Source organism: Sporichthya sp., assembly GCF_013815995.1.
Lineage (GTDB): Bacteria > Actinomycetota > Actinomycetes > Sporichthyales > Sporichthyaceae > Sporichthya.
In genome coordinates this window covers 1-21677 of sequence record NZ_JACDFE010000047.1, presented here as the reverse complement: position 1 = coordinate 21677, position 21677 = coordinate 1, and the positions used below count along the sequence as shown (strand labels likewise).

At 70.4% G+C, this 21677-nt stretch carries 22 protein-coding genes and 1 pseudogene; 11 read left to right on the top strand and 12 right to left on the bottom strand.

Translation table 11 applies throughout. The annotated features are described in order from the left end of the window. The 4 genes and pseudogenes from H0X00_RS07780 to H0X00_RS07765 form a co-directional block, all read left to right on the top strand. Positions 1-346: pseudogene (locus tag H0X00_RS07780) on the top strand (mycofactocin system glycosyltransferase); the annotation flags it as partial. 106 nt (positions 347-452) lie between these two features. Then, a complete protein-coding gene (mftD, locus tag H0X00_RS07775) occupies positions 453-1628 on the top strand; it encodes a pre-mycofactocin synthase MftD (protein WP_293768736.1) in 1176 nt (391 codons plus the stop codon). Between the two features lie 123 nt (positions 1629-1751). Further along, complete coding sequence (locus tag H0X00_RS07770) at positions 1752-2495, top strand: SDR family NAD(P)-dependent oxidoreductase (protein WP_293768734.1); 744 nt, start codon at positions 1752-1754, stop codon at positions 2493-2495. Positions 2496-2539: 44 nt separating this feature from the next. After that, positions 2540-4333, top strand: a complete 1794-nt coding sequence (locus H0X00_RS07765) for a GAF domain-containing protein (RefSeq protein ID WP_293768732.1) — start codon at positions 2540-2542, stop codon at positions 4331-4333. A gap of 141 nt (positions 4334-4474) precedes the next feature. Here the strand turns inward: H0X00_RS07765 and H0X00_RS07760 are convergent, their stop codons facing one another. The 7 genes from H0X00_RS07760 to H0X00_RS07730 are packed head-to-tail and all read right to left on the bottom strand — an operon-like array spanning position 4475 to position 11472. Further along, a complete protein-coding gene (locus H0X00_RS07760) occupies positions 4475-4921 on the bottom strand; it encodes a hypothetical protein (RefSeq protein WP_293768730.1) in 447 nt (148 codons plus the stop codon). Continuing rightward, positions 4915-5931, bottom strand: coding sequence for a phosphotransferase family protein (locus H0X00_RS07755; RefSeq protein ID WP_293768728.1), 1017 nt, complete (start codon positions 5929-5931; stop codon positions 4915-4917). Before H0X00_RS07755 ends, H0X00_RS07760 begins: the two co-directional genes overlap by 7 nt. Continuing rightward, on the bottom strand, positions 5931-6737 hold the full coding sequence (locus H0X00_RS07750; protein ID WP_293768726.1) for an SDR family NAD(P)-dependent oxidoreductase: 807 nt from the start codon (positions 6735-6737) through the stop codon (positions 5931-5933). The genes H0X00_RS07755 and H0X00_RS07750 overlap by 1 nt, the downstream gene beginning before the upstream one ends. Positions 6738-6764: 27 nt before the next feature. Then, positions 6765-7571, bottom strand: a complete 807-nt coding sequence (locus H0X00_RS07745) for an enoyl-CoA hydratase/isomerase family protein (protein WP_293768724.1) — start codon at positions 7569-7571, stop codon at positions 6765-6767. Continuing rightward, the gene (locus tag H0X00_RS07740) at positions 7572-9131 is read right to left on the bottom strand and encodes a class I adenylate-forming enzyme family protein (RefSeq protein ID WP_293768722.1); all 1560 of its coding nucleotides are present in this window, start codon (positions 9129-9131) and stop codon (positions 7572-7574) included. Next, positions 9128-10234 carry a hypothetical protein gene (locus tag H0X00_RS07735; RefSeq protein ID WP_293768720.1) on the bottom strand — a complete coding sequence of 369 codons (1107 nt, stop codon included), beginning with the start codon at positions 10232-10234 and terminating at the stop codon, positions 9128-9130. Before H0X00_RS07735 ends, H0X00_RS07740 begins: the two co-directional genes overlap by 4 nt. A gap of 17 nt (positions 10235-10251) precedes the next feature. Next, positions 10252-11472, bottom strand: coding sequence for a cytochrome P450 (locus H0X00_RS07730; RefSeq protein WP_293768718.1), 1221 nt, complete (start codon positions 11470-11472; stop codon positions 10252-10254). Positions 11473-11599: 127 nt separating this feature from the next. Here H0X00_RS07730 and H0X00_RS07725 point away from each other — a divergent pair, with 127 nt between their 5' ends. The 3 genes from H0X00_RS07725 (at position 11600) to H0X00_RS07715 (ending at position 14226) form a co-directional block, all read left to right on the top strand. Further along, positions 11600-12142 (top strand): cupin domain-containing protein, encoded by a 543-nt coding sequence (locus tag H0X00_RS07725; RefSeq protein ID WP_293768716.1) that lies wholly within the window; start codon positions 11600-11602, stop codon positions 12140-12142. Continuing rightward, positions 12139-13767, top strand: coding sequence for an NAD(P)/FAD-dependent oxidoreductase (locus H0X00_RS07720; RefSeq protein ID WP_293768714.1), 1629 nt, complete (start codon positions 12139-12141; stop codon positions 13765-13767). The genes H0X00_RS07725 and H0X00_RS07720 overlap by 4 nt, the downstream gene beginning before the upstream one ends. A 114-nt stretch (positions 13768-13881) precedes the next feature. Then, complete coding sequence (locus H0X00_RS07715) at positions 13882-14226, top strand: hypothetical protein (RefSeq protein WP_293768712.1); 345 nt, start codon at positions 13882-13884, stop codon at positions 14224-14226. Positions 14227-14250: 24 nt separating this feature from the next. Here H0X00_RS07715 and H0X00_RS07710 read toward each other — a convergent pair whose 3' ends face one another. From H0X00_RS07710 to H0X00_RS07695, 4 genes are all read right to left on the bottom strand, one after another. Then, a complete protein-coding gene (locus H0X00_RS07710; protein ID WP_293768710.1) occupies positions 14251-15036 on the bottom strand; it encodes a crotonase/enoyl-CoA hydratase family protein in 786 nt (261 codons plus the stop codon). 130 nt (positions 15037-15166) lie between these two features. Then, positions 15167-15949, bottom strand: coding sequence for a signal peptidase I (locus H0X00_RS07705; RefSeq protein WP_293768708.1), 783 nt, complete (start codon positions 15947-15949; stop codon positions 15167-15169). Then, positions 15946-16491 (bottom strand): hypothetical protein, encoded by a 546-nt coding sequence (locus H0X00_RS07700; RefSeq protein ID WP_293768706.1) that lies wholly within the window; start codon positions 16489-16491, stop codon positions 15946-15948. Before H0X00_RS07700 ends, H0X00_RS07705 begins: the two co-directional genes overlap by 4 nt. After that, positions 16488-17087: a hypothetical protein gene (locus tag H0X00_RS07695; protein WP_293768704.1), complete on the bottom strand. Its 600-nt coding sequence runs from the start codon at positions 17085-17087 to the stop codon at positions 16488-16490. The genes H0X00_RS07700 and H0X00_RS07695 overlap by 4 nt, the downstream gene beginning before the upstream one ends. A gap of 403 nt (positions 17088-17490) precedes the next feature. On the opposite strand from H0X00_RS07695, the gene H0X00_RS07690 reads away from it, so the two are divergent. The 3 genes from H0X00_RS07690 to H0X00_RS07680 all read left to right on the top strand — a co-directional run bounded on the left by H0X00_RS07690 (position 17491) and on the right by H0X00_RS07680 (position 20984). Next, entirely contained in the window at positions 17491-19029 is a 1539-nt protein-coding gene (locus H0X00_RS07690) for a Re/Si-specific NAD(P)(+) transhydrogenase subunit alpha (protein WP_293768702.1), read from the top strand. Between the two features lie 5 nt (positions 19030-19034). Beyond that, positions 19035-20477 (top strand): Re/Si-specific NAD(P)(+) transhydrogenase subunit beta, encoded by a 1443-nt coding sequence (gene pntB, locus H0X00_RS07685; protein WP_293768700.1) that lies wholly within the window; start codon positions 19035-19037, stop codon positions 20475-20477. Positions 20478-20654: 177 nt separating this feature from the next. Beyond that, the gene (locus tag H0X00_RS07680; RefSeq protein ID WP_293768698.1) at positions 20655-20984 is read left to right on the top strand and encodes a cupin domain-containing protein; all 330 of its coding nucleotides are present in this window, start codon (positions 20655-20657) and stop codon (positions 20982-20984) included. A gap of 2 nt (positions 20985-20986) precedes the next feature. Here the strand turns inward: H0X00_RS07680 and H0X00_RS07675 are convergent, their stop codons facing one another. Then, positions 20987-21373 (bottom strand): hotdog domain-containing protein, encoded by a 387-nt coding sequence (locus H0X00_RS07675; RefSeq protein ID WP_293768696.1) that lies wholly within the window; start codon positions 21371-21373, stop codon positions 20987-20989. Between the two features lie 64 nt (positions 21374-21437). Here H0X00_RS07675 and H0X00_RS07670 point away from each other — a divergent pair. Further along, the coding region (locus tag H0X00_RS07670; protein ID WP_293768694.1) for an FAD-binding protein at positions 21438-21677 on the top strand (240 nt) is incomplete at its 3' end.

Sequence of the window (21677 nt, the reverse complement as noted above, 5' to 3'; positions counted from 1 at the left end):
GCGGGTGCGCCAGGCCGCCGGCATCGAGGTCGGGGCCTTGGGCGCCGTCGCCGACCGGACCGCGAAGACCGCCCGCTCCGCCGGTGCCTATGCCACGCAGTTCCTGGCCCCGGTGCTGTTGGCCGGCCTGACGCGTCGGCGCACCCGCTTCGCCGCCGCGGCCCTGCTCGCCGCCGGTCCCGCGCACTCCTGGTGGGAGCGGCGCCCGCCCAACTACCGGGTCACGTTTGTGGCCGGTCACGTCGCCGAGGACGCCGCCTACGGCGCCGGGGTGATCGCCGGCGCCGTCCGCGCGCGCACGCTGCGGCCGCTGCTCCCGATCCGGGCCCGGCGCAAGGCCTCCTGACCCCGACTCTGGCGGCGTGGCCGGGCTATCAATCTCCGGTGATACCCCCGGCACGCCACCAAAGTGGGGATGGGAGGCTAGGTGGTCGTTCGGTAGAGGAGCGTGCATGGGAAATCCCTGGTTCGAGACGGTTGCTGAGGCGCAGCGGCGGGCCAAGCGGCGGTTGCCGCGCTCGGTGTACAAGGCGCTGATCGCCGGCTCCGAGCGGGGCCTGTCCCTGGCGGACAACCTGCGCGCGTTCGGCGAGCTCGGCTTCGCCCCGCACGTCGCCGGCGGGTCCGCCAAACGCGAGCAGGGCGTGCGCGTGATGGGCCAGGACATCTCGATGCCGGTCCTGATCTCCCCGACCGGAGTGCAGGCCGTCCACCCCGACGGCGAGATCGCGGTGGCTCGCGCCGCCTCGGCCCGCGGCATCGCGATGGGCCTGTCCTCGTTCGCCTCCCAGCCGGTCGAGGCCGTGACCGCGACCGGGGTCCCGACCTTCTTCCAGGTCTACTGGTCCGGCAGCCGCGAGGTGCTCATCGGCCGGCTCGAGCGCGCGAAGGCGGCCGGCGCGCAGGGCATCATCCTGACCCTGGACTGGTCCTTCTCCCACCAGCGCGACTGGGGTTCCCCGTCGATCCCCGAGAGCATCGACTTCAAGACCGCGCTGAAGTTCGCGCCCGAGGTCGCGCTCCGCCCGCAGTGGCTGCTCGCCTTCGCCAAGACCGGCAAGCTGCCTGACCTCGGTGTGCCCAACGTGCGGCCGCTGTCCGAGAAGCCGCCGGGCTTCTTCGAGGCCTACGGCGAGTGGATGATGACTCCGCCGCCGTCCTGGGAGGACGTGGCCTGGCTGCGCTCGCAGTGGGACGGCCCGTTCATGCTCAAGGGCATCTGCCGGGTCGACGACGCGCGTCGCGCGGTCGACGCGGGCGTGAGTGCGATCTCGGTGTCCAACCACGGCGGTAACAACCTCGACGGCACCCCGGCCGCGATCCGGGCCCTGCCCACGGTCGCGCAGGCCGTCGGCGGCCAGATCGAGGTCGTGCTCGACGGCGGCATCCGGCGCGGCAGCGACGTGGTCAAGGCCCTCGCCCTCGGCGCCCGTGCGGTCATGATCGGCCGCGCCTACCTGTGGGGCCTGGCGGCCAACGGGCAGGCCGGCGTCGAGAACGTGCTGGACCTGCTGCGGATGGGCATCGACTCCACGATGCTCGCCACCGGCAAGGCCGACGTCTCCGAGTTCAGCCAGTCCGACCTGGTCATCGCGCCCGGCTTCGCCCGCGCCCTCGGTATCGACTGAACGAGGCTTCCGCCCCCGCTGTACGGGCGTCCAAAGGGTCGTACTTTCTGCTATTCCTGCCTAACAGGTGTTCGGCATAGTGTCGCGAGGTCAGGCGGACCAGACGACCACAGGAGTCACGGCATGGAGAGCTTGAGCGGCAAGGTCGCCCTCATCACCGGCGCTGGATCGGGCATCGGGCGCGGGACCGCCCTGCACGCGGCCGCCGAGGGCATGCACGTGGTGGTGGCGGACATCAAGAACTCCGACGGCGTCGCTGAGGAGATCAAGGCGGCTGGGGGTTCGGCCACCGCGGCGGCGATCGACACCACCGACGACGGTGCCTGGGGCCTGCTGGTCGACCAGATCACCCGGGACCACGGCGGCGTCGACCTGCTGGTCAACAACGCCGGCATCGTGCAGCCGGTCGACAACGCCGCGAGCACCTCCAACGAGGACTGGGCGCGCATTGTCGGGGTGAACCAGACCGGGTACTTCTACGGCATGCGCGCGGTCATCCCCGGGATGATCGAGCGCGGCGGCGGCGCCATCGTGAACGTCGCCTCGGTGGCCGGCCTGGTCGGCATGCTGAACGTGTTCACCTACGCCGCCACCAAGGGCGCCGTCATCGCGATGAGCAAGCAGGCCGCGATCGAGTACGCCGGCAGCAAGATCCGGATCAACGTGATCTGCCCGGGCATCATCGAGACCCCGATCCTCGGCGACATCACCCCCGAGCTGAAGGCGTACTGCGAGTCGCAGACCCCGCTGGCCCGCCTCGGCCAGCCCCTGGACATCGGTGCGATGGCCGTGCACCTGGCCCGTCCGGAGTCCTCGTTCATCACCGGTCAGGTGATCGCGATCGACGGCGGCTGGACCGCGCAGTAGTCACCATTAACGACCACCCGGCGGCGGTCGGCACCTCTCCTGAGGTGTCGGCCGTCCCCGCGTTCCGGTTCGTCACGGCGGCGCTGGCCGAGGAGCGGGACCTCGACACCGTCCTGCACCTGATCGTCACCAAGCTCTCCGAGCTGACCGGCGCCGAGCGCTGTTCGATGCATCTGCTGGATCGGGCCACGGGGCTGTTCCACGGCACCGTCGCGCACGCGGCGAGCGACATCGACTCCGCGGTGCGCGCGCTGGTCTCCGGGGGCCCGGGGGACGAGTTCACCCGCGAGATCGTGCGCACCCAGCGCCCGGTCATGGTCGTGAACACGATGGTCGACCCGCGGCCGTTGCAGGTCGCCATGCGCCGCTGGCATGCCCGCTCGGTGCTCGGGGTGCCGATGATTCTGCGCGATGAGGTGATCGGCGTGCTCTGTCTGGACAGTGAGGACGTCGTGATCGAGTTCGACGCCCACCACCAGGAGCTCGCGCTGACCTTCGCCGAGCTGGCCGCGACCGCGGTCAACCAGGTCCAGCTGACCACCCGGCTGCGCTCCAGCCTGACGACCCAGGCCGAGCAACTCTCCATGCTCCAGCAGGCCGCGCGTATGGAGGGCCAGCTCACCGAGATCCTGCTGCGCGGCTGGGGTGTGCGTGAGCTCGCCGAGACCGTGTCCCGGCTGCTGAGCAAGCCGTGCTGGATCTACGACGCGGACTTCCGCTGCCTGGCTCAGGGCAATCTGGACTCACCGCCGGTGCGGATGCTCGACGGCGAGCTGCGCCGGCTGCCTGCGGTGGCCACGCTGTTGGCGGCCCTGCGCCCGGACAACCCACGCGTCCTCGGCCCGCTGCCCCGGGCCGACCTGCTGCACCGTCTGATGGTGGCTCAGATCGTGGTGGACGCGCAGTGCTGGGGCTACGTCGTGGTAGCCGAGTCACCCGCCCGGTTCACGTCGCTCGACGGCGCGATCGTGCGCCGGGCCGCGCACAACATCGCCCTCGAACGCTCTCGGGCCCGGCGCGAGCAGGACATCGAGTGGCACGCGGTCGAGGCCTTCACCGGCAGCCTGATCCGTGGCGAACAGGTCGCGGTGGACAGTCGCGCGCAAGGGCTCGGGATCAGCTTGGACTCCCCGCGGGTGGTGTGCCTGATCGGTCCCGGCGGGGATGGGCTGCTCGACCTCACGCCCAAGGCGCTCGCCCTCTTGATGAGTGCGCCCGACGCCCCGTCCGCCGTGCTGGCCAGCCCGTCCGGCAACGACATCGCGTTGGTGATCGAGGTGCCCTCGGCGTTGGCCGAAGCGGACGCGGTGGCCTGGGTCCGGGCCCAGGCGACGCAGATGCTGACCGAGTTGCGCCACACCGCGCCGATCTTCGTCGCGATCTCCACGATCATCCGCGCACCTGGCGACGACGTCTCCGCGCACACCCAGGTTCGGCAGGTGCTGCGGGCGATGCGCACCCACGTCGAGTCCCCGGGCGACCTGGTGCTGGCCGCCAGTGACATCGGCGCCGGCCGGTTGCTGCTCGCCTCCGCCGACCACGACGGCGCGCAGCGCTTCGCGCGTGACGCCCTCGGCGCGCTGCTGGCGCCGGGCTCGAAGCACGAGGAACTGCTGGCGACGCTGAACGCGTTCCTGCAGTGCGGCCGTGGCGTGCGCCGAGCCGCCGACGTGTTGCACGTGCACCCGAACACGGTCCGGTACCGGCTGGCCAACATCGAGAAGCTGACCGGCCTGGCCGTCACCACCGACGACGACGCCTACCTGACCGCGCAGATGGCTGTGCTCGTGCTCCGCCTGTCCGGCCGGCTCCCGCTGGTGCCCCTCACCCTCACCTGACGGGTCAGGAGGCGGTGCGCTCGGTGAAGACGTACTTGCCTGGGACTTCCCGTCCGGGACGCGGGCGGCCTTGATGGCGAAGTCCGTCGCGGCAAGGGTGTGAATCCTGGACATGTGGGCTCTTCGGCAGTGGGAGTTTCGTCAGGCCAGGCCGGCGGCGAGACGAGCCCGCTCGCCCATGCGCACGTGCAGGTCGAGGAGCAGGCGGGCGACAATCTCGTCCTGGCGACCGCTGGTGCGCCAGGCCTGCTGGGCCTCATCGAGGTCGGCCTGCAACGCCTCGTTGTCCCGGATCAGGGTGCGCAGAGCCTCGTCCAGCACCCCCGGGACCTCGACCGCGGTCTCCCGGCGGGCCGGCGCGCTGATCCCGGTCAACCGTTGGAGCTCGGCGAGCGAAGCGCGCAGGTCGTTGTTGTCAGCAGCGAGGTACGACGGCATCAGATCCCAGGTCCGCTCGAGTTGGGCGAGGACGTGCAGGGCCGCCTTGAGCTGGCGGGCCGGTGCCCCGGCGGGCAACGAAGGCAGCACCTGCTCGGCCAGTTCGCGGCGGGTGATGGCGAGCAGCTCGCCCGGGGTCGGCCTCAGCACGCTGCGCCCGCTTCCGAGCGTGCGGTCTGCTCCGCGGCGGCGATCCAGGACAGGCAGAGATTCACCGCCGGGACGACGGTGCGGGCGCGGTCGGCCAGGCGCAGATTGGTGCTCGTGCCGTCGACGAGGGACCGCGCCGCCGCCAGCGAGATCGCCGCGAACTTCACCTCGCTGAACACCCGGTGCCAGCGCAGCGAGTCCGCCGGAATCGCGGCTCCGCCCGCGTCGGCGTAGGCCGCGACGAAGTCCTCGATCGAGCAGAATCGCACCGGGCTCCACAGGGCGCGGTAGGCCCAGGCGAGGTCCTCGGCCGCGTCACCCAGATGGGCCATCTCCCAGTCGAGCAGGCCGGTGATGTGCGGGCCGTCGTAGAGGACGTTGCCGACGCGGAAGTCCCCATGCACGACGACGGTGCGCTCGATCGCGGGCTGGTGGTCGGTGAGCCAGTCGAGGAGCCAGCCGAGGGCGGGGTGCGGCTCCAATCGGCTGGCGAGGAACTGGGACCGCCACTGCTCCAGCTGCGCACCTGGGTCGTAGGGCCCGGTGCTCGGGGAGGCGGCGTGCAGTTCGGCGGCAGCGCGGGCCAGGTCCAGGGTCCGGGCCCGGCCGAGCTCGGGATCGGCACGCAGGTACTCGACGGCGTCGCCGCGGCCCGCCATCCGCTGGAGCAGCACGGCCGGCATCCCGAACAGGTGCCCGTCGCCGTCGTGCGCCCAGACCCGCGGCGCCCGCACGCCCTGCTCGGCCAGGCCGGTCAGATGCCGGATCTCGTCGGCGGGATCGGTGCGGACCTGCGAGCCGGAGAGCCGGACCAGCAGGATCAGGTCCGCGGTGTGCCCGCCGTCGGCGTCGGTCCAGGAAGCGGTCGCCGACCAGGCCCGGCGCGCGTTGCCGCCGAACACCCGGGCGACGCCGGACACGGTCAGCCCGACGGCATCGGGCAGCGCGGTGCCGAGCAGTTCGGCGACGCCCTCGCTGATCCGGGGCTCGTCTGCCTCGGTGCGCGGCATCACCGGACCCCGGCGGCTACCCGCAACGTCTCCCCGGTGATCGCGTCCGACTGCGGTTCGAGGAAGAAGGCGATGCCCTCGCCGAGGTCCTCCGGCTTCGACAGGTCGCCCAGCGCAGTGTGGTCGATGTGCCGGCGCAGGTAGCCCTCGTCGATCCATTGGCGCACCCGATCCGAGAGCACCAGGCCGGGGGCGATGCAGTTCGCGCGGATGCCGTGGCGGCCGCCCTGCATGCTCAGGGTCTGGGTGAACGCGACCACCGCGGCCTTCGCCGAGTTGTAGGCCGCGTTGCCCAACTCCAGTCGGTTCGCGAACGCGGCCAGCGAGGCGACGTTGACGACCTTGCCGTAGCCCTGGGCGACGAAGTGCTTCTCCAGGCCGCGGCACATCAGGAACGCGCTCTCGACATTCAGCGCGTACATCCGCTGCCAGTCCTGCAGCGAGAAGGACTCCAGCGGGACGTCGTAGACCTCGCGGTCGATGTTGACCATGCCCCCGGCCACGTTGGCGACGCCGTGCACCGCGCCGAACTCGGTCAACGCGTAATCGACCGCCGCCGCCGTCCCCGCCTCGGTGGTGACGTCCACCTTGATCGTGCGCAGCGTGCCGGGCAGCCCGGCCGCCTGCTCCACGGTCTCGGCCATCCGCCGGGAGCTCAGGTCGACGCCGAGCACCTTCGAACCGACCCTGAGCAGCCGCAGCGCCGCGGCGCCGCCGATCCCGCCGCCGGCGCCGGTGACGATGTAGACCCGCTGGTCCAGCGGCAGGTCGAGGCGAGGCGGGGCGACGAAGTCCTCGTCGAACACGGCACTCCTTCAGGACGTAAGGGTGGGTCAGATGTAGGAGCGCTGCTCGAACTGGGGTTCGCGCTTCTCGCGCAGCGCGGCCAGGCCCTCCTTGGCCTCGGGGCCGGAGAAGCCGAGGATCCCGAAGGCCAACGAGGCCTCGAAGGACGGCCAGGCCGCCCGGATCCAGTTGTTCAGCGCGAGCTTCGTGAAGCGGATCGCGCCCGGGGCGCCCTTGGACAACTTCACCGCGATCTCCAGCGCCCGGGCGTCCACGGCGTCGTCGTCCACGCAGAAGGTCACCAGGCCGATCCGCTCGGCCTCCTCGCCGGTGATCACGTCCGAGGTCATCAGGTAGTACTTGGCCTTCGCCATCCCGCACAGCAGCGGCCAGATCGCCACCGCGTGGTCATCGGCCGCGACTCCGAGCGGGGTGTGTCCGTCCACCAGCTTCGCGGTGCGGCCGGCGACGCTCACGTCGGCCAGCAGCGCCGCGGCCAGTCCGCCGCCGGCGGCCGGACCACTGATCGCGGACACGATCGGCTTGTTGCACTCGAGCATGTTCATCACCAGCGCGCGGCCCTCCTTCCACATCTGCATGCGGAAGTCGTGGTCGTCGATGATCTTCTGCACCATGTCGAAGTCGCCGCCGGCGCTGAACGCACGGCCCTTGCCGCCGATCACCACCGCGGAGACCTCGGGGTCGGCATCGATCAGCTTCCAGATCCCGCCGAGGTCCTGGTGCATCTGCCAGTCCAGAGAGTTCATCTTTCCCCGGCTGAGCATGATGCGCAGGACGTGCGGCTCCGGCCAGTCGAGCTCGAGGCTCTCGTAGTCGGGATAAGTGACCGACATTCAGAGGCCCTTCCGCGCAAACTCGGCGCGCAGCTCGTGCTTCGCGATCTTCCCGTAGACCGCGCGCGGGAGCTCCGTGCGGATCTCGACGCGGTTGACCCGCTGGTACTTGGCGAGCTGCCCGTTGCCCCAGGCGGCGAGGGCCTCGGCGTCCGCGGCGGCGCCGGGGCGCAGCAGCACAACCAGCACCGGGGTCTCGCCCCACGTCGGGTGCGGTTCGCCGATGGCCGCGCACTCACTCACGTCGGGGTGCTTCATGAAGACGGTCTCGATATCCGTGGCGTAGATGTTCATCCCGCCGGACTTGATCATGTCCTTCAGTCGGCCCGAGACGTAGACGAAGCCGTCGGCGTCGATGCGACCCACGTCGCCGGTGCGCATGAAGGTCCGGCCGTCCGGGGCGACCCAGGTGGTCTCCTCGGTGCGCGCCGGGTTCTTGTAGTAGCCGGTCATCATCATCAGCGCATGCGCGACGATCTCCCCGGTCTCGCCGCGAGGGAGCTCGACGAGGTTGTCATCGAGAATCCGGATGTCGTCCAGAAACACCGAGGTGCCGACGCTCTCCCGCTTGCCGCGCGCGGCGTCCTCCGGTGTCCGCAAGGTCGCGAAACCCTCGGTGAAGCCGTAGACCTCGTAGATCCCGGCGGCGGGGAACGCGGCCACCAGCGCGTCGTAGGTCTTCGCTGCCATCGGTTGGCCCGCCGTCACCAACGCGCGCAGCGAACTGACGTCGACCGAGCTGAGCTTCTCGTGCTGCAGCACCGCGATGAACTGGGTCGGCACCAGGAAGGCATGCGTGGCGCGCTCGCGTTCGACGGCGGTCAGCCACGCCTCGGCGGAGAACTGACGCAGGATCACCAGCGTGCCGCCGGTGTACATGATCGGCGCCATGGTGATCCAGGTCCCGGACGCGTACGGCGGGGTGCCGAGCACCGCGACCGAGTAGCGGTCGACCTTGATGCCGATGCCGAACCCGTACGGGTAGGCCATCCGGCTGGCGTGGGTGTGCTCGATGCCCTTCGGCTCGCCGGTGCTGCCCGAGGTGTAGAGGATGGTGATGATGTCGTCGGTTCGGACCCGAATCCCGCACGGTTCGGGCGAGGATGCGGCCAGCTCGGCCCGCGCATCGGACCAACCGGCACCGGCGCCGAAGCTGACCCAGTGCTGCACCGCGGGCAAGCGATCCCGGATCCCGTTCAGGACGGCCTCGGTGCCGGTGTCCGCGACCAGAACGACGGCGTCGGAGTTGGCGGCCAGGCGGGCCAGGGAGCTCGGGTCGAGAAGCACGTTGAGCGGGACGGCGACGCAGCCGGCCTTGACGGCGCCCCAGAACGCGATCCACGCGTCCAGCGAGGCGGGCATGAACAGTGCGACCTTGTCGCCGGTGCCCAGTCCGCGGCCCTTCAGGAGATTCGCGAACCGGTTGGTGCGTTCGTCGGCTTCCCGCCAGGTGATCCGTTCCTCGTCGCAGACCACGGCGATGCGGTCGGCGTGGATCCGCGCGTTGTGCGCGAACGCGTCCGGCATCAGCAACGCCGAGTCGTACGCGAGCGGCGTCATAGCAGGGACCACCCGGGCTTTCCGGCGGCGCAGGACTCGTAGGCGTCCGGCTCGAGGGGCTGCAGGATCCCGGTGGTGATACTCGTCCCCTCGGTCACCCGGCAGTGGTGCTCGTCCAACCCGCGCAGGGCGAGACGCACGGCGGGGTCGGTGACGTCGTAGCGGTCCCACTCGACGCGCGGCGGTCCGTCGTACTCCCCGGGCTGGAGCCCGCCCCCGTCCGGAGTGATGGGGGTACCGCCGTAGAACCCGCAGCGCATGTACGCGGTCTGGGCGCCGAGGCGCTCCAGGTGCAGGTGCCGGGTGCTGCCGTCGTTGAAGGTCAGGTCGATCAGGCCCTCGACGAACACCTGCGTGTCCTCCTCGAAGCGCAACCGCCGCTGGATGTCGCGCACCCAGGCGGCGCGGGGGTGCGGGTCGTCGAAGGGATAGAGGACCTTCTTGCCCCACAGCCCGACGTCGCCGAGGTCGATCCAGATCCCGCCCTTCCAACCGCCGCGCGTGTTGCGGCCCCCGTTCAGCGCCGGACCCCCGACGCCGCGACCGATGCCCCAGTGCCGGTCCCGGGTGCCGTGCGCCGTCCCCGGGCTCCACTCGATGCGCTCGCCGTCGACCTCGATCCAACCTTCGACGGTGCCGAAGCCCTCGAAGCCCGCGGTCACATGCCGTTCGCCCTCGCTCACCTCCGGACCCCACGCGGCGGAGTATTCCTGCCGATGGGTGTCGGTGATCGTCAGGTCGTAGGAGAAGCCCCACTCCCCGGGTTCCAGGACGTGGTGCCAGCGGCGCAGGCCTTCGAGGATCTGCGGGCGCAGCGGGCCGTTGGTCAGGTCGGCGCGATCGCGGCCGAGCGTGCGGAACGCGCGCACCGAGCGGTGGTCGCCGCGCAGGTTGAGGATCGCGTAGGACTCCGCGCGACCGAGCAACGGGTAGAAGGTGCCGCCGACGGCGAGCATCGCCTCGCCGGTGTCGTCGTGCCAGACGTTCCAGTAGCGGTCGTAGAACCGGGGGTCCTTCGATGGCGAGTAGTCGTCGCCGAGCGTGTCCGGACCCACGTGGTAGAGCAGGTCGTCCTCGGCGGACAGGACGTTGGTGCGGCTCATGGCGACCTCCCGGATCGTCACGCGAGGGCGACCGGGAGCCGCATAGGCCCGCGGGCCACCATCGAGTTCATCCACGGGATCTCCGAGACGGGCTCGGCGATCCGCCAGTTCGGGAAGCGGCGAAGGATCTCACCGATCGCGACCTGGGCCTCCATCCTGGCAATCGGAGCGCCCAAGCAGAAGTGCGCCCCCTTGGAGAAAGCGAAATGGGCCGCTGGGTGGCCCTCGACCGCGAGCGTGTCCGGGTCGTGGAAAACCGCCGGGTCGCGGTTGGCGGCGGCCAGCATCGCGAAGATCCGGTCCCCGGGCCGCAGCTTGGCCCCGCCCAGTTCGGTATCGGCCACCACCAGACGGGCGGTGGACAGCACGGGGGAGTCGTACCGCATGAACTCCTCGACGGCGGTGGCGATCAGCCCATCGACGTCGCCGGCCAGCTTGGCGTGCGCCTCCGGGTGCTCGGTCAGCGCGATCAAGGCATTGCCGAACAGGTGCGCAGTGGTCTCCTGGGCTCCGTTGGCGATCATCATCATCGCGGCGACGATCTCGTCGTCGGAGAGCCGATCCCCACCCACCTCGCTGTTCAGCAGGTGGGTCACGGTGTCCGCCTGCGGGTCCGCCCGGCGCTCGTCGATCAGCTCCCGGAACAGCCCGGCCATCGAGTGCGCCCCGTGTGCAGCCTTCGTGTACTTGTCCGCGACCCCGCGGGAGCTGCCGATGAACAGCATCATCTCGTCGGACCAGGACTTGACCTCGGCCAGCCGGTCGCGGGGCACGCCGAGCAGGTCCATCACCACGAAGCCGGGCAGCCGCAGGCCGATGTCGGTGTAGAAGTCGAACCACTCTCGCGGGCTGAGCTCGTCGAGCAGGTCGGTGGCAATCTCGACCGTGGCGTCGCGGAGCCGGTGCACCATCTTCGGATTGATTGCCCCGGCCAGGTGACGGCGGACCCGGGTGTGGTCCGGCGGGTCCTGGAAGACGATCCAGCGGGTCAGCCATTCCAAGACCCCGTCGGCCGTGGTCCAGTCCGGCTCCTGCAGGTGCGCATTGATCTGCGCCAGACGGTTGGCCGAGAAGATCTCGGGCGTCATCACGACCGCGTTGACGCTGGCCCAGTCCAGGGCCAGCCACCCGGACAGCGCCGGGCACCACTGCACGCCGCCCTGGGCCCGGAGCTCGGCGAACACCGGGTACGGATCCCGGAGCATCGCCGGGATCTTCGGGTCGTACTCGGTGGCCATGGGCGGAGGCTGGCACGGCGTCGCCCCCACCTCCGAACGGCGGGGTCGGCGAAATCTGGACCCGCGGACAAATCTCCGACCGACGGGGGACTGACGTTCACCGCGTAGCTGTGCCACGGTCGCGGCCATGACCACTTACAAGCGCGTCGTCACCGGCGTCGACGCCAAGGGAACCTCGATCTTCTACGCCGACGAGGCCATGCCGAAGGTGCAGATCGACGCGTTCGGCGACGCGGAGTTCTACCAGGTCTGGGGCACCGAGGGCACGCTGCGCAGCCCGGTCACGGACCCGGCGGTGCCCAACCAGAACTTCTTCCCCGGCCCGGGTGGCTCGCGGTTCGGCATCCTCACCCTTCCGCCGGCAGCGCCGGTCGACCCGGACGCCCCGGCGCCGGACGAGACGACCATGAACGCGCTCTTCGCCGACGGGGAGGACAAGCTGCCCGGCCTGCTCGGCATCTTCGAGCCGGACAACCCCGGCATGCACCAGACGGTCACGGTCGACTACGCGATCGTCATCTCCGGCGAGCTCTGGCTCGAACTCGACGACGGCGCCGAGGTCCACCTGCCCACCGGCAGCTGTGTGGTGCAGAACGGCGCCCGGCACGCCTGGCACAACAAGAGCAGCGCGCCCGCCACGCTCGCCTACGTTCTGATGGCCGTCGCGTGAGTGCCGCGCCCCGAGTCGACGCGGTCGTCGTCGGCGCCGGCTTCGCCGGGATGCGCTCGATCGTCGAGCTGCGCCGCCTCGGGCTGAGCATGCGGGTGTTCGAGGCCGGCAGCGAGGTGGGCGGCACCTGGTACTGGAACCGGTACCCGGGCGCCCGCACCGACACCGAGAGCTGGGGCTACTGCTTCTTCTTCGACAAGGAGCTCGGCCTGGAGTGGGACTGGCCCGAGCGTTTCCCGTCCCAGCCGGACGTGCAGAAGTACATGGTCCACGTCGCCGATCGCTTCGACATGCGCAAGGAGATCACCTTCAACGCGCGGGTGGACGGGGCCTTCTTCGACGAGGCGACCAACCTCTGGACCGTGCGCACCGACACCGGCGAGGAGGTCACCTGTCGCTGGCTGATCACCGGTCTCGGCTGGCTCGGGGTGGCGTACAAGCCGAACCTGGCCGGCCTCGACTCCTTCGCCGGCGAGTGGTACCAGACCTCGCTGTGGCCGAAGGAAGAGGTCAACCTGGAGGGTAAGCGGGTCGCCGTCATCGGCACCGGGGCCACCGGTATCCAGGTCATCCAGACCATCGCGCCGGTGGTCGAACATCTGACGGTCTTTCAGCGGACGCCGAACTTCGTCATGCCCGGTCGCAACCACGCGCTGAGCGATCACCAGCGGGCCGAGCTCAAGCGCGACTACGACCTGATTACCGAACAGACCTTCAACCACGTCTTCGCGTTCCCCATGGACCCGGCGAACCAGCTGGGCTCCGAGGTCAGCGACGACGCTGATCTGATCCGGATCTTCGAGAAAGGCTGGGAGGACGGCGGCTTCCGCTACATCTTCACCACCGTCGACGACATGCTCGTCGACCAGCGGGTCAACGACATCGCGGCCGAGTTCGTCCGCAACAAGATCCGCGCGATCGTCAAGGACCCGGTCACCGCCGAGCTGCTCTGCCCGAAGACGCACCCGATCGGCGGCAAGCGCCCGCCGTTGGGCAACTTCTACTTCGAGACCTTCAACCGGTCGAACGTCACGCTGGTCGACGTCCGCCCCGACCCGGTCGCGGAGATCACCCCGACCGGGCTGCGCCTGACCTCGGGCGCGGAGTACGAGGCCGACGTCATCATCTTTGCCACCGGCTTCGACGCGATGACCGGCCCACTGGCGAAGATGAACGTGCACGGCGTCGGCGACCGCACCCTCGAGGCCGAGTGGGTGGAGGGCCCGAACCTGCACCTGGGCATCTCGCAGGCCGGCTTCCCGAACCTGTTCGCGATCCTCGGCCCGCAGGGCCCGTTCGCCAGTCACCCGCCGGTGATCGAGAAGCAGGTCGAGTTCATCGGCAAGGTACTCGACAAGGCTCTCGCCGACGGCGCCGAGCGGGTCGAATCCACACCCGAAGCCGGGGCGGCCTGGACCGCGATGTGCGACATGATCCTGCATATGACGCTGGTCCCGAAGGGACTGGACGACCGACCGTGGTTCCTCGGCGCCAACGTCCCGGGCAAGAAGCAGACCACGCTGGCCTACCTGGGCGGCATGGCCGGCTACTGCGCCGAACTCGACAAGGAGCGCGACGGCGGCTTCCCCGGCTACGCCATGAGGAAGGCGCCGGTGCCGGCCTGAGGGCGTGGCAACAGCGGGGCGTCGATAGCTCCGGCTGAGTTTCGGGACGCCGGACCCGGTTTGTCGGGACCTTCGTCCCTGGGACGGAATCGCCGGATCCGGTGTTCTTGATTCATGACGACGAGTCTCGCGCCCGCTCCCGAAGCCGCCGGGCCGGCGGCGCGTTTCCGTCGTACCGGCTCGGACTTCCTCTCCGAGGCGACCCGGGCCGCGCGGGTGAACCGGGTGCGGGCCCGCGAGGCCCGTTCGATGGCTACGGCGTGCGAGCAGCGGGCCCGGCGGGCGCCGGGTCAGTCCGCGATGTACCTGCGCGAGGCGCTCCGGTTGCGCCGGGAGGCCGCCGCCCTCGACGTCGACGCCGCTCTGCACGAGGAAGCCGTCACTGCGCTCCGGCAACTCACCGACGACGGCCTGCTCCCGCGCCAGGGCGTTTCCGCGGAGCCCGCCGGGCGACTCTGAGGTCCCTGGTGCCGGTTACCCCACCTACTGGCTGAAGGACCCGTGTCGCCCGGCGCCTCGCGCGAACTTTCCGGCGCCGGAGACGCTCTCCCCGCTGCGGAGCACCTCGAGTCCCGTCCGGGCTTCGGAGTCCAGCGCGGTCGCCTGGTCCAGTCCGTCCTGGCTGTAGACCGCCGCCCGGTCGGCGAGCATGCAGGTCTGCGGAAACTCGGTGATCTGCCGAGCCAGATCGACCGCGGCTTCCAGCGTCTGCCCGGAGGGCACGACCCGGTTGGCGAGGCCCATCCTGAGCGCCTCGTCGGCGGCCACCGGACGCCCGGTCAGAATCATGTCCAGGGCGTGGCTCTGCCCGATCAGCCGCGGTAGCCGCACGGTGCCGCCGTCGATCAGCGGTACCCCCCAGCGCCGGCAGAAGACGCCGAAGACGGCGTCCTCGGCGACCACCCGTAGGTCGCACCAGATCGCCAGTTCCAGGCCGCCCGCGACGGCGTGGCCCTCAACCGCGGCGATGGTCGGCTTGGGCAGGGTGATCCGGCTCGGCCCCATCGGGCCCGGCTGACCCGGGCCGAGCAGGTCCAGGGCCGTGTGATCCATGCCGACCTCGGCGAAGGCGGCCAGGTCGTAGCCCGCACAGAACGCGCCGCCGCGACCGGTCAGCACCGCTGCTTTCACGGAGTCGTCGCCGGCCACCCATTCAAAAGCGGTCCGCAGTTCCGCGGCCGTCTGCGGGTTGATCGCGTTGCGGACCTGGGGTCGATTGATCGCCACGATCGCGACCGGCCCGTCCACCTCGAGCTGCACGGTGTTCATGCGCGCATCGTGCCGGGCTCGGGAGAGGCCGCCGCACCCGGGCCGGTCAGCGCTTCTTGGACTTGTTCACGAGGACGGCCACCACGACAGCGACCACGACCAGCAGCACCAGAAATTTCATAGTGCCTTCCTACCGCACCAGGCCCGCCGCATGCGCCCTGCCGGGGAGCATTGTCGGCCCGCACTGTCGACAATCGGGGTCGACATGACCGATCCCCGTGACGTCACCGGCCCGCTGCCCCGGGTGCCGCGGGAGGCTGCGGAGCGGCTCCGCGCTCGGGCAGCGCCGGCTGGGCTGGACGGGGACGGCGGCTGGTTCCGGGACAGGACCGGCCGGGGCGTCCTGGCGGAGCGGGACTGACGCTCGGTCAGATTCGAACGGCGGCGGCCAGGGCTCGTCCGAAGGGCGCCGCCGCCGTCGGCCGACGAGCAGGAGCAGGGCACCGGAAGCCATCAGGGTCAGTCCGGCCGTCATCCGGCCGGCCGGGGTGGCCAGCAGGTGCAGCCGGATGAAGGGCCAACCCGCGCTGGGCAACACCAGGTGGACCTGCGCGGTCCGGGTGTGCGCGAGGTCGAGCGTCCAGGGGTCGGGCTGCGCGTTGGCGTCGCCCTTGGTGGTGGCGACCAGGCGCCCGTCGACGGTGTCGATGGACCGGATCCGGTGCGCCACCGGGTGGTTGCCCGGGGTCTCGTAGGGCGTGGGCGGCGCGAACAGGACGACGTCGCCGACGTGCAGGGAGTCGGTGCGAGTGTCTGATCCGACGACGAGGTCGCCCCGTCCGGCGTAGCCGGCCATCGACCCGGACAGCACGGGCTGCACGGCCATTCGCCCCGACAGCATCAGCAGGGCGATCGCGATCAGCGCGACCGCGACCACGTCGAGGACGAGGCGGCCGACCGTTCGCGCGATCATCCGCTGGTCCGGTCGATGCCGGTGCGCGGGGTGATCGTGAAAGTGTTCGCCGGCATCGCCACCGTGACGGTCACGCCGAGCAGTCTGGGCACGCTGACCGCGATGTTGTAGGTCGCGCTCGCGGCCAAGTTCGTCGCCAACGTGATCGCCGTCGGGGTGTTACCTCCGGGCACGGTGCCGAGCGTTACCCGGCCGCTGCAGCTGATTCCGGAGAACGTGTTCGCGCAGCCGTAGATCGTCGTGTTGGTCCCGACACTCAGCCCGCTCACCGTCACGGTCGTGCTGATGGTCTCCGCGACGCTGCCGGTGTTGGTGACCGAGAAGTGGTCGGTCGCGCCGCCCAGGGTCAGCAGGAACCCCCAGCTGTACCCGGTGCCACCACCGGTCACCTCGGACCCGCTCAGCGAGTAGCCGAGCCGGGCCGAGTCGAGGGTGGCGTTACGGGCGCCGGTGCCTTGCCAGGCGCCCCAGGCGCCAGGGGATACGAGCGAGAGCACCGCCGCCGCGGCCACCCACACGGTGGCGCGCGGCGTCATACTCACCCGTTCGTACGGTCGTTGCCGCCGGTGGCGGTGCCGGTCACCGAGAGCGTCAGGGTTGAGCTCTGGTTCTGGTACGTGACCTGGTTCGCCGAAGCGCTGAAGACGACCTTGACCAAGAGGTGTTTGGCCGCGCCGGCGTTCACGGACCCGAGGGTGCTCAAGGCCCCGAAGGCCGCCGGGGTGGCCGAACTGCCCAACAGGTCCGTGCTGGATCCCGAACACGTGGTGGAGCCGGCGGTGAAGGCGACCGTGCAGTTCGACACCCATGCGGTGAGCGCGCTCGGCAGCGTCGCCGAGCCGGTCAGTGTCGCGGCGAAGGTCTGCGGTACCGAACCGGTGTTGGTGATGTCCATCCACCGGTAGAAGTAGTCGCCGGGCAGCAAATTGGTGATCCCGGTCGACCAGGTGGCCGCTCCGGACCCGCCTTCGGCCACGTTCACCGTGACGTTGGCGGAGTCCACGTTCTGGGTGAGGCTGCCGGTGGACTGCCAGGCCGCCCAGGTGCCGGAGGCGGTGAGCACCGCGCCGGTGGCGAGCAGGAGCGCCGCGGCGCGGCGGCGGCGGGTACGGCTTCCTGCGGGCGTCGGGTCGTTCATCGCGGTCACTCCCCCACGGGGCTTGCGGTTGACGGCGAGTGGATGGCCCGCCTTATCCGCAGCGTCGGCCGCGCCCACACGGACCTGAGGGGTTGTCAGAACAAGGTCAGCTGACCGCAACGATCTGAGCGCGGACCAGGCGCCCGTTCGCGGAGACGTCCAGCGGATGTACGAGTGCCCGAACACGACCAGATCGGCCGTGGGGAACTGGCAGCACGGCGTGTACCGGGGCGAAAGCAGACAGCTCGTCCAGTACCGCGGTGGACGGCCGTTCCAGTGCCGGGGCGCGTGGGTGTCGGAGGACGGCGACCCGCACCAGTCAATGCTGACGCGTGGCCGCCGCGTCCGCCCCGGGGCCACGCAAATAGGGTGCCGGTAGTACCTCACAGATGCGGAGGGATCGATGCCCGAAGGTGCCCTGATCGGCGTGGTCAGCCACGCGGCGCACGGGGAGACCCGGGTCGCGGCGACGCCGCCGACCGTGCGCCAGCTGACCGGGCTCGGCTACCGGGTGCTGGTGGAGTCCGGCGCGGGTGCCGCCGCCGGCTTCACCGACGAGGCCTACACCGGGGTCGGCGCCGAGATCGGCGACACCAAGGTCGCCTGGGGCGCGGACATCGTGTTCGCCGTCCGGGCGCCGGAGTCCGACGAGATCGCGCTGCTGCAGGACGGGGCCACGCTCATCTCGCTGCTCGCTCCCGGCCTCAACCCCGATCTGGTCGCTGCGCTGGCCGCCCGCCCGATCACTGCCCTCGCGCTGGACGCCGTGCCGCGCATCTCCCGGGCCCAGTCGATGGATGTCCTGTCCTCGATGGCCAACATCGCCGGCTACCGCGCGGTGGTCGAGGCGGCGCACGTGTTCGGACGGTTCTTCACCGGTCAGGTGACGGCCGCCGGGAAGGTGCCTCCCGCCAAAGTCCTGGTGGCCGGCGCCGGCGTCGCGGGGCTCGCGGCGATCGGCGCCGCTTCGTCGATGGGGGCGATCGTGCGCTCCACCGACCCGCGGCCCGAGGTCGCCGACCAGGTGCGCTCCCTCGGTGGTGAGTACCTCGCGGTCGACGTCGCCGCGGAACAGACCGGGACCGGCTACGCCACCGCCACCTCCGAGGACTACAACAAGCGGGCCGCGGAGATCTACTCCGAGCAGGCCGCCGACGTCGACATCATCATCACCACCGCGCTCATCCCCGGCCGCCCGGCGCCCAAGCTGATCACCGCCGAGGACGTCGCGGCGATGAAGCCCGGCAGCGTCGTGGTCGACATGGCCGCCGCGCAGGGCGGCAACGTCGCCGGCACCAAGGCCGGCGAGGTCGTCATCACCTCCAACGGCGTGACGCTGATCGGCTACACCGACCTGCCCGGCCGGCTGCCTGCGCAGGCCTCGCAGCTCTACGGGCAGAACCTGGTCAACCTGATGAAGCTGCTCACGCCGGAGAAGAACGGCACGCTGGTGCTGGACTTCGACGACGTGGTGCAGCGCGGCATCACCGTCGTGCGCGACGGGGAGTCGATGTGGCCCCCGCCGCCGGTGCAGGTCTCGGCAGCGCCGGCCGCGAAGGCCGTCGCCGAGCGCGTGGTGCCGGTGCAGAAGAAGATGTCGGCGCAGCGGCAGCTGGGGATCGTCGCCATCGGCGTCCTGGCCCTGTTCGGAGTCAACGCCTTCGCGCCGCAGCCGATCCCGGAACACTTCACGGTGCTGATGCTCTCGATCGTCATCGGCTACTACGTCATCGGCAAGGTGCACCACGCGCTGCACACCCCGCTGATGTCCATCACGAACGCCATCTCGGGGATCATCGTGGTCGGCGCGCTCCTGCAGATCGAGCACGACGACACCACGATCCGCGCGCTGTCCTTCATCGCGATCCTGCTCGCGTCCATCAACGTCTTCGGCGGCTTCGCCGTGACCCGCCGCATGCTCAGCATGTTCTCGAAGGGCTGATCGCGATGGACGCCGAATCGATCGCCGACGCCGCCTACATCGTTGCGGCGCTGCTGTTCATCCTCGCCCTGGCCGGGTTGTCCCGGCACGAGAGTTCGCGGCAGGGAATCATCTACGGCATCGCCGGCATGGCGATCGCGCTGGTCGCGGTGTCCGGGCAGGTCTTCGAGAACATCGACGCCGAGGGCGGCCTGCTGCTCGCGGTCGCCGTCGTGATCGGCGCCGGTATCGGGCTGTGGCGGGCCAAGGTCGTCGAGATGACCGGCATGCCCGAGCTGATCGCGTTGCTGCACAGCTTCGTCGGCCTCGCCGCGGTGCTGGTCGGCTGGAACGGCTACTACGAGGTCGAGGACGACCCGAACCAGACCGAGTTCGCCGGCTCCCTGCTCGACATCCACCACGCCGAGGTGTTCATCGGCGTCTTCATCGGCGCGGTCACCTTCACTGGATCGATTGTCGCGTATTTGAAGCTCTCGGCGAAGATCAAGTCGGCGCCGCTGATGCTGCCCGCGAAGAACCTGCTGAACATCGGCATGCTCGTCGCCTTCGCCGGCCTCACCATCGCGTTCACCGTCGAGCCCAGCCTCGGCCTGCTGATCGCGGTCACCGTCGTCGCGCTGGCCCTCGGCGTGCACCTGGTCGCCTCGATCGGCGGCGGCGACATGCCGGTCGTGGTGTCGATGCTGAACAGCTACTCGGGCTGGGCGGCCGCGGCCTCGGGCTTCCTGCTCTCGAACAACCTGCTGATCACCACCGGCGCGCTCGTGGGCTCCTCCGGTGCCTACCTGAGCTTCATCATGTGCAAGGCGATGAACCGCTCGTTCATCTCCGTGATCGCCGGTGGCTTCGGCATCGAGGCCCCGGCGGGGGAGGACACCGAGTACGGCGAGCACCGCGAGATCAACGCCGACGGTGCCGCCGAGATGCTCGCCGACGCCGACTCCGTCATCATCACCCCCGGCTACGGCATGGCCACCGCGCAGGCCCAGCACGCGGTCGCCGAGCTCACCCGCAAGCTGCGCGAGCGGGGCATCACCGTCCGCTTCGGCATCCACCCGGTGGCCGGCCGGCTGCCCGGGCACATGAACGTGCTCCTCGCCGAAGCCAAGGTCCCCTACGACATCGTCCTGGAGATGGACGAGATCAACGACGACTTCCCCAGCACCTCGGTGGTGCTGGTGATCGGCGCCAACGACACGGTCAACCCGGCCGCGATCGACGACCCGACCAGCCCGATCGCCGGCATGCCGGTGCTGCACGTGTGGGAGTCCAGCCACGTCATCGTGTTCAAGCGCTCGATGGCCACCGGCTACGCCGGGGTGCAGAACCCGCTGTTCTTCAAGGAGAACACCCAGATGCTCTTCGGCGACGCGAAGGCCCGCGTCGAGGACATCCTGCGCGGCCTGGACTTGCTCGTAAGCGCGGGGAGCGGGTCCGCGCACCGCTGAACCGCGGTCCAAGCTGCACTTCGTTACTGGTGGGGAAGTTGCAGCTGCACACGGGTCACACCTGTTCCGAATTGCAGCTTCAGCCGCGGAACAACTCGGCTCCGGCCCGCCGGTTAGGTCTCACACTGCCGGGCCCGCCTAGGGCGCAACCCGGTGGGCGTGGCTACGGTGGGCGCCATGCCCGATCAGGTGACCAGCCTCCCCGCCGTCGCATCGCTAGTTCCGATCGAGCCCGGCAAGCCACACGGACACACGGTCCTCGATACCGACGGCGTCCGGTTCGTGGTGCTGGGTTTCGCGGCGGGGGCCGCGCTCACCGAACACCGCACGCCGAAGAACCCGCTGCTGATGCAGGCTCTGGCCGGCGAGGTGACAGTGACAGTCGCAGGCCAGGACACCGTGCTGCGCCCCGGCGACTTTCTCCATCTGGACGCCGGCGTCCTGCATGCCGTGCGCGCCGACGTGGACTCCCACCTCGGCCTGCTCCTGCTGAACTCCGCCGGCTGAGCTCAGGCGCCGCCGGCGCGGGCCATGAATTTGTCCGCGTCGACAACTGCGCGGGTGACCTGACCGCTGGCGACCAGGGTGCCGTCGGCGTGCTCGGCGGCGACCTCGAAGCGCATTTGGCGCCCGTGCACCTCGGCCAGGCGGGCGTGGACCGTGATCTCGGCGCCGACCGGACTCGGGCGCATGTGCTCGATCTGCACCCGCGTGCCCACCGAGGTCTGACCGGGGGCCAGTTCGGCCGCGCCGGCCTGGACCGTGGCGGCCTCCATCAGGGCCAGCAGGCGGGGGGTGGCGAGCACCTCGACGTTGCCGGAGCCGACTGCGGACGCGGTGTCGCCCGGTCCGACGATGTGACGGACCGTCGCCTGCCTGCGGGAACCCGGCTCCACGCGGTCGAGATTACGCGCCCGGAGGATCCCTCGTCGCCTCCGGAGTCTGTGAGAGTCTGCCCGCGTGGGCGATGACGTGATCGCAGCGCTGGCCGAACTCAGAGCGGCCCTTCCTCCCGGCGTGGTCCTGACCGACCCGGACGGGTTGGAGAAGTACCGCTGGGACCGGGCGCTGGACCCCCAGGCCGCTCCTCCGCTGGCCGCGGTCCGGGCGGAATCCACCGAGCAGGTGCAGACCGCCATGCGCTGGGCCACGGCGCACCGGGTGCCCGTCGTGCCGCGCGGCGCCGGCAGCGGCCTGTCC

Bases quoted from the DNA above. Each gene is read 5' to 3' on its own strand.
- H0X00_RS07770 (WP_293768734.1), top strand. From the start codon at position 1,752: ATGGAGAGCTTGAGCGGCAAGGTCGCCCTCATCACCGGCGCTGGATCG.
- mftD (WP_293768736.1), top strand. From the start codon at position 453: ATGGGAAATCCCTGGTTCGAGACGGTTGCTGAGGCGCAGCGGCGGGCC.
- H0X00_RS07725 (WP_293768716.1), top strand. From the start codon at position 11,600: ATGACCACTTACAAGCGCGTCGTCACCGGCGTCGACGCCAAGGGAACC.
- H0X00_RS07680 (WP_293768698.1), top strand. From the start codon at position 20,655: ATGCCCGATCAGGTGACCAGCCTCCCCGCCGTCGCATCGCTAGTTCCG.
- H0X00_RS07740 (WP_293768722.1), bottom strand. From the start codon at position 9,131: ATGACGCCGCTCGCGTACGACTCGGCGTTGCTGATGCCGGACGCGTTC.
- H0X00_RS07735 (WP_293768720.1), bottom strand. From the start codon at position 10,234: ATGAGCCGCACCAACGTCCTGTCCGCCGAGGACGACCTGCTCTACCAC.
- H0X00_RS07745 (WP_293768724.1), bottom strand. From the start codon at position 7,571: ATGTCGGTCACTTATCCCGACTACGAGAGCCTCGAGCTCGACTGGCCG.
- H0X00_RS07715 (WP_293768712.1), top strand. From the start codon at position 13,882: ATGACGACGAGTCTCGCGCCCGCTCCCGAAGCCGCCGGGCCGGCGGCG.
- pntB (WP_293768700.1), top strand. From the start codon at position 19,035: ATGGACGCCGAATCGATCGCCGACGCCGCCTACATCGTTGCGGCGCTG.
- H0X00_RS07690 (WP_293768702.1), top strand. From the start codon at position 17,491: ATGCCCGAAGGTGCCCTGATCGGCGTGGTCAGCCACGCGGCGCACGGG.
- H0X00_RS07695 (WP_293768704.1), bottom strand. From the start codon at position 17,087: ATGAACGACCCGACGCCCGCAGGAAGCCGTACCCGCCGCCGCCGCGCC.
- H0X00_RS07730 (WP_293768718.1), bottom strand. From the start codon at position 11,472: ATGGCCACCGAGTACGACCCGAAGATCCCGGCGATGCTCCGGGATCCG.
- H0X00_RS07755 (WP_293768728.1), bottom strand. From the start codon at position 5,931: ATGCCGCGCACCGAGGCAGACGAGCCCCGGATCAGCGAGGGCGTCGCC.
- H0X00_RS07710 (WP_293768710.1), bottom strand. From the start codon at position 15,036: ATGAACACCGTGCAGCTCGAGGTGGACGGGCCGGTCGCGATCGTGGCG.
- H0X00_RS07705 (WP_293768708.1), bottom strand. From the start codon at position 15,949: ATGATCGCGCGAACGGTCGGCCGCCTCGTCCTCGACGTGGTCGCGGTC.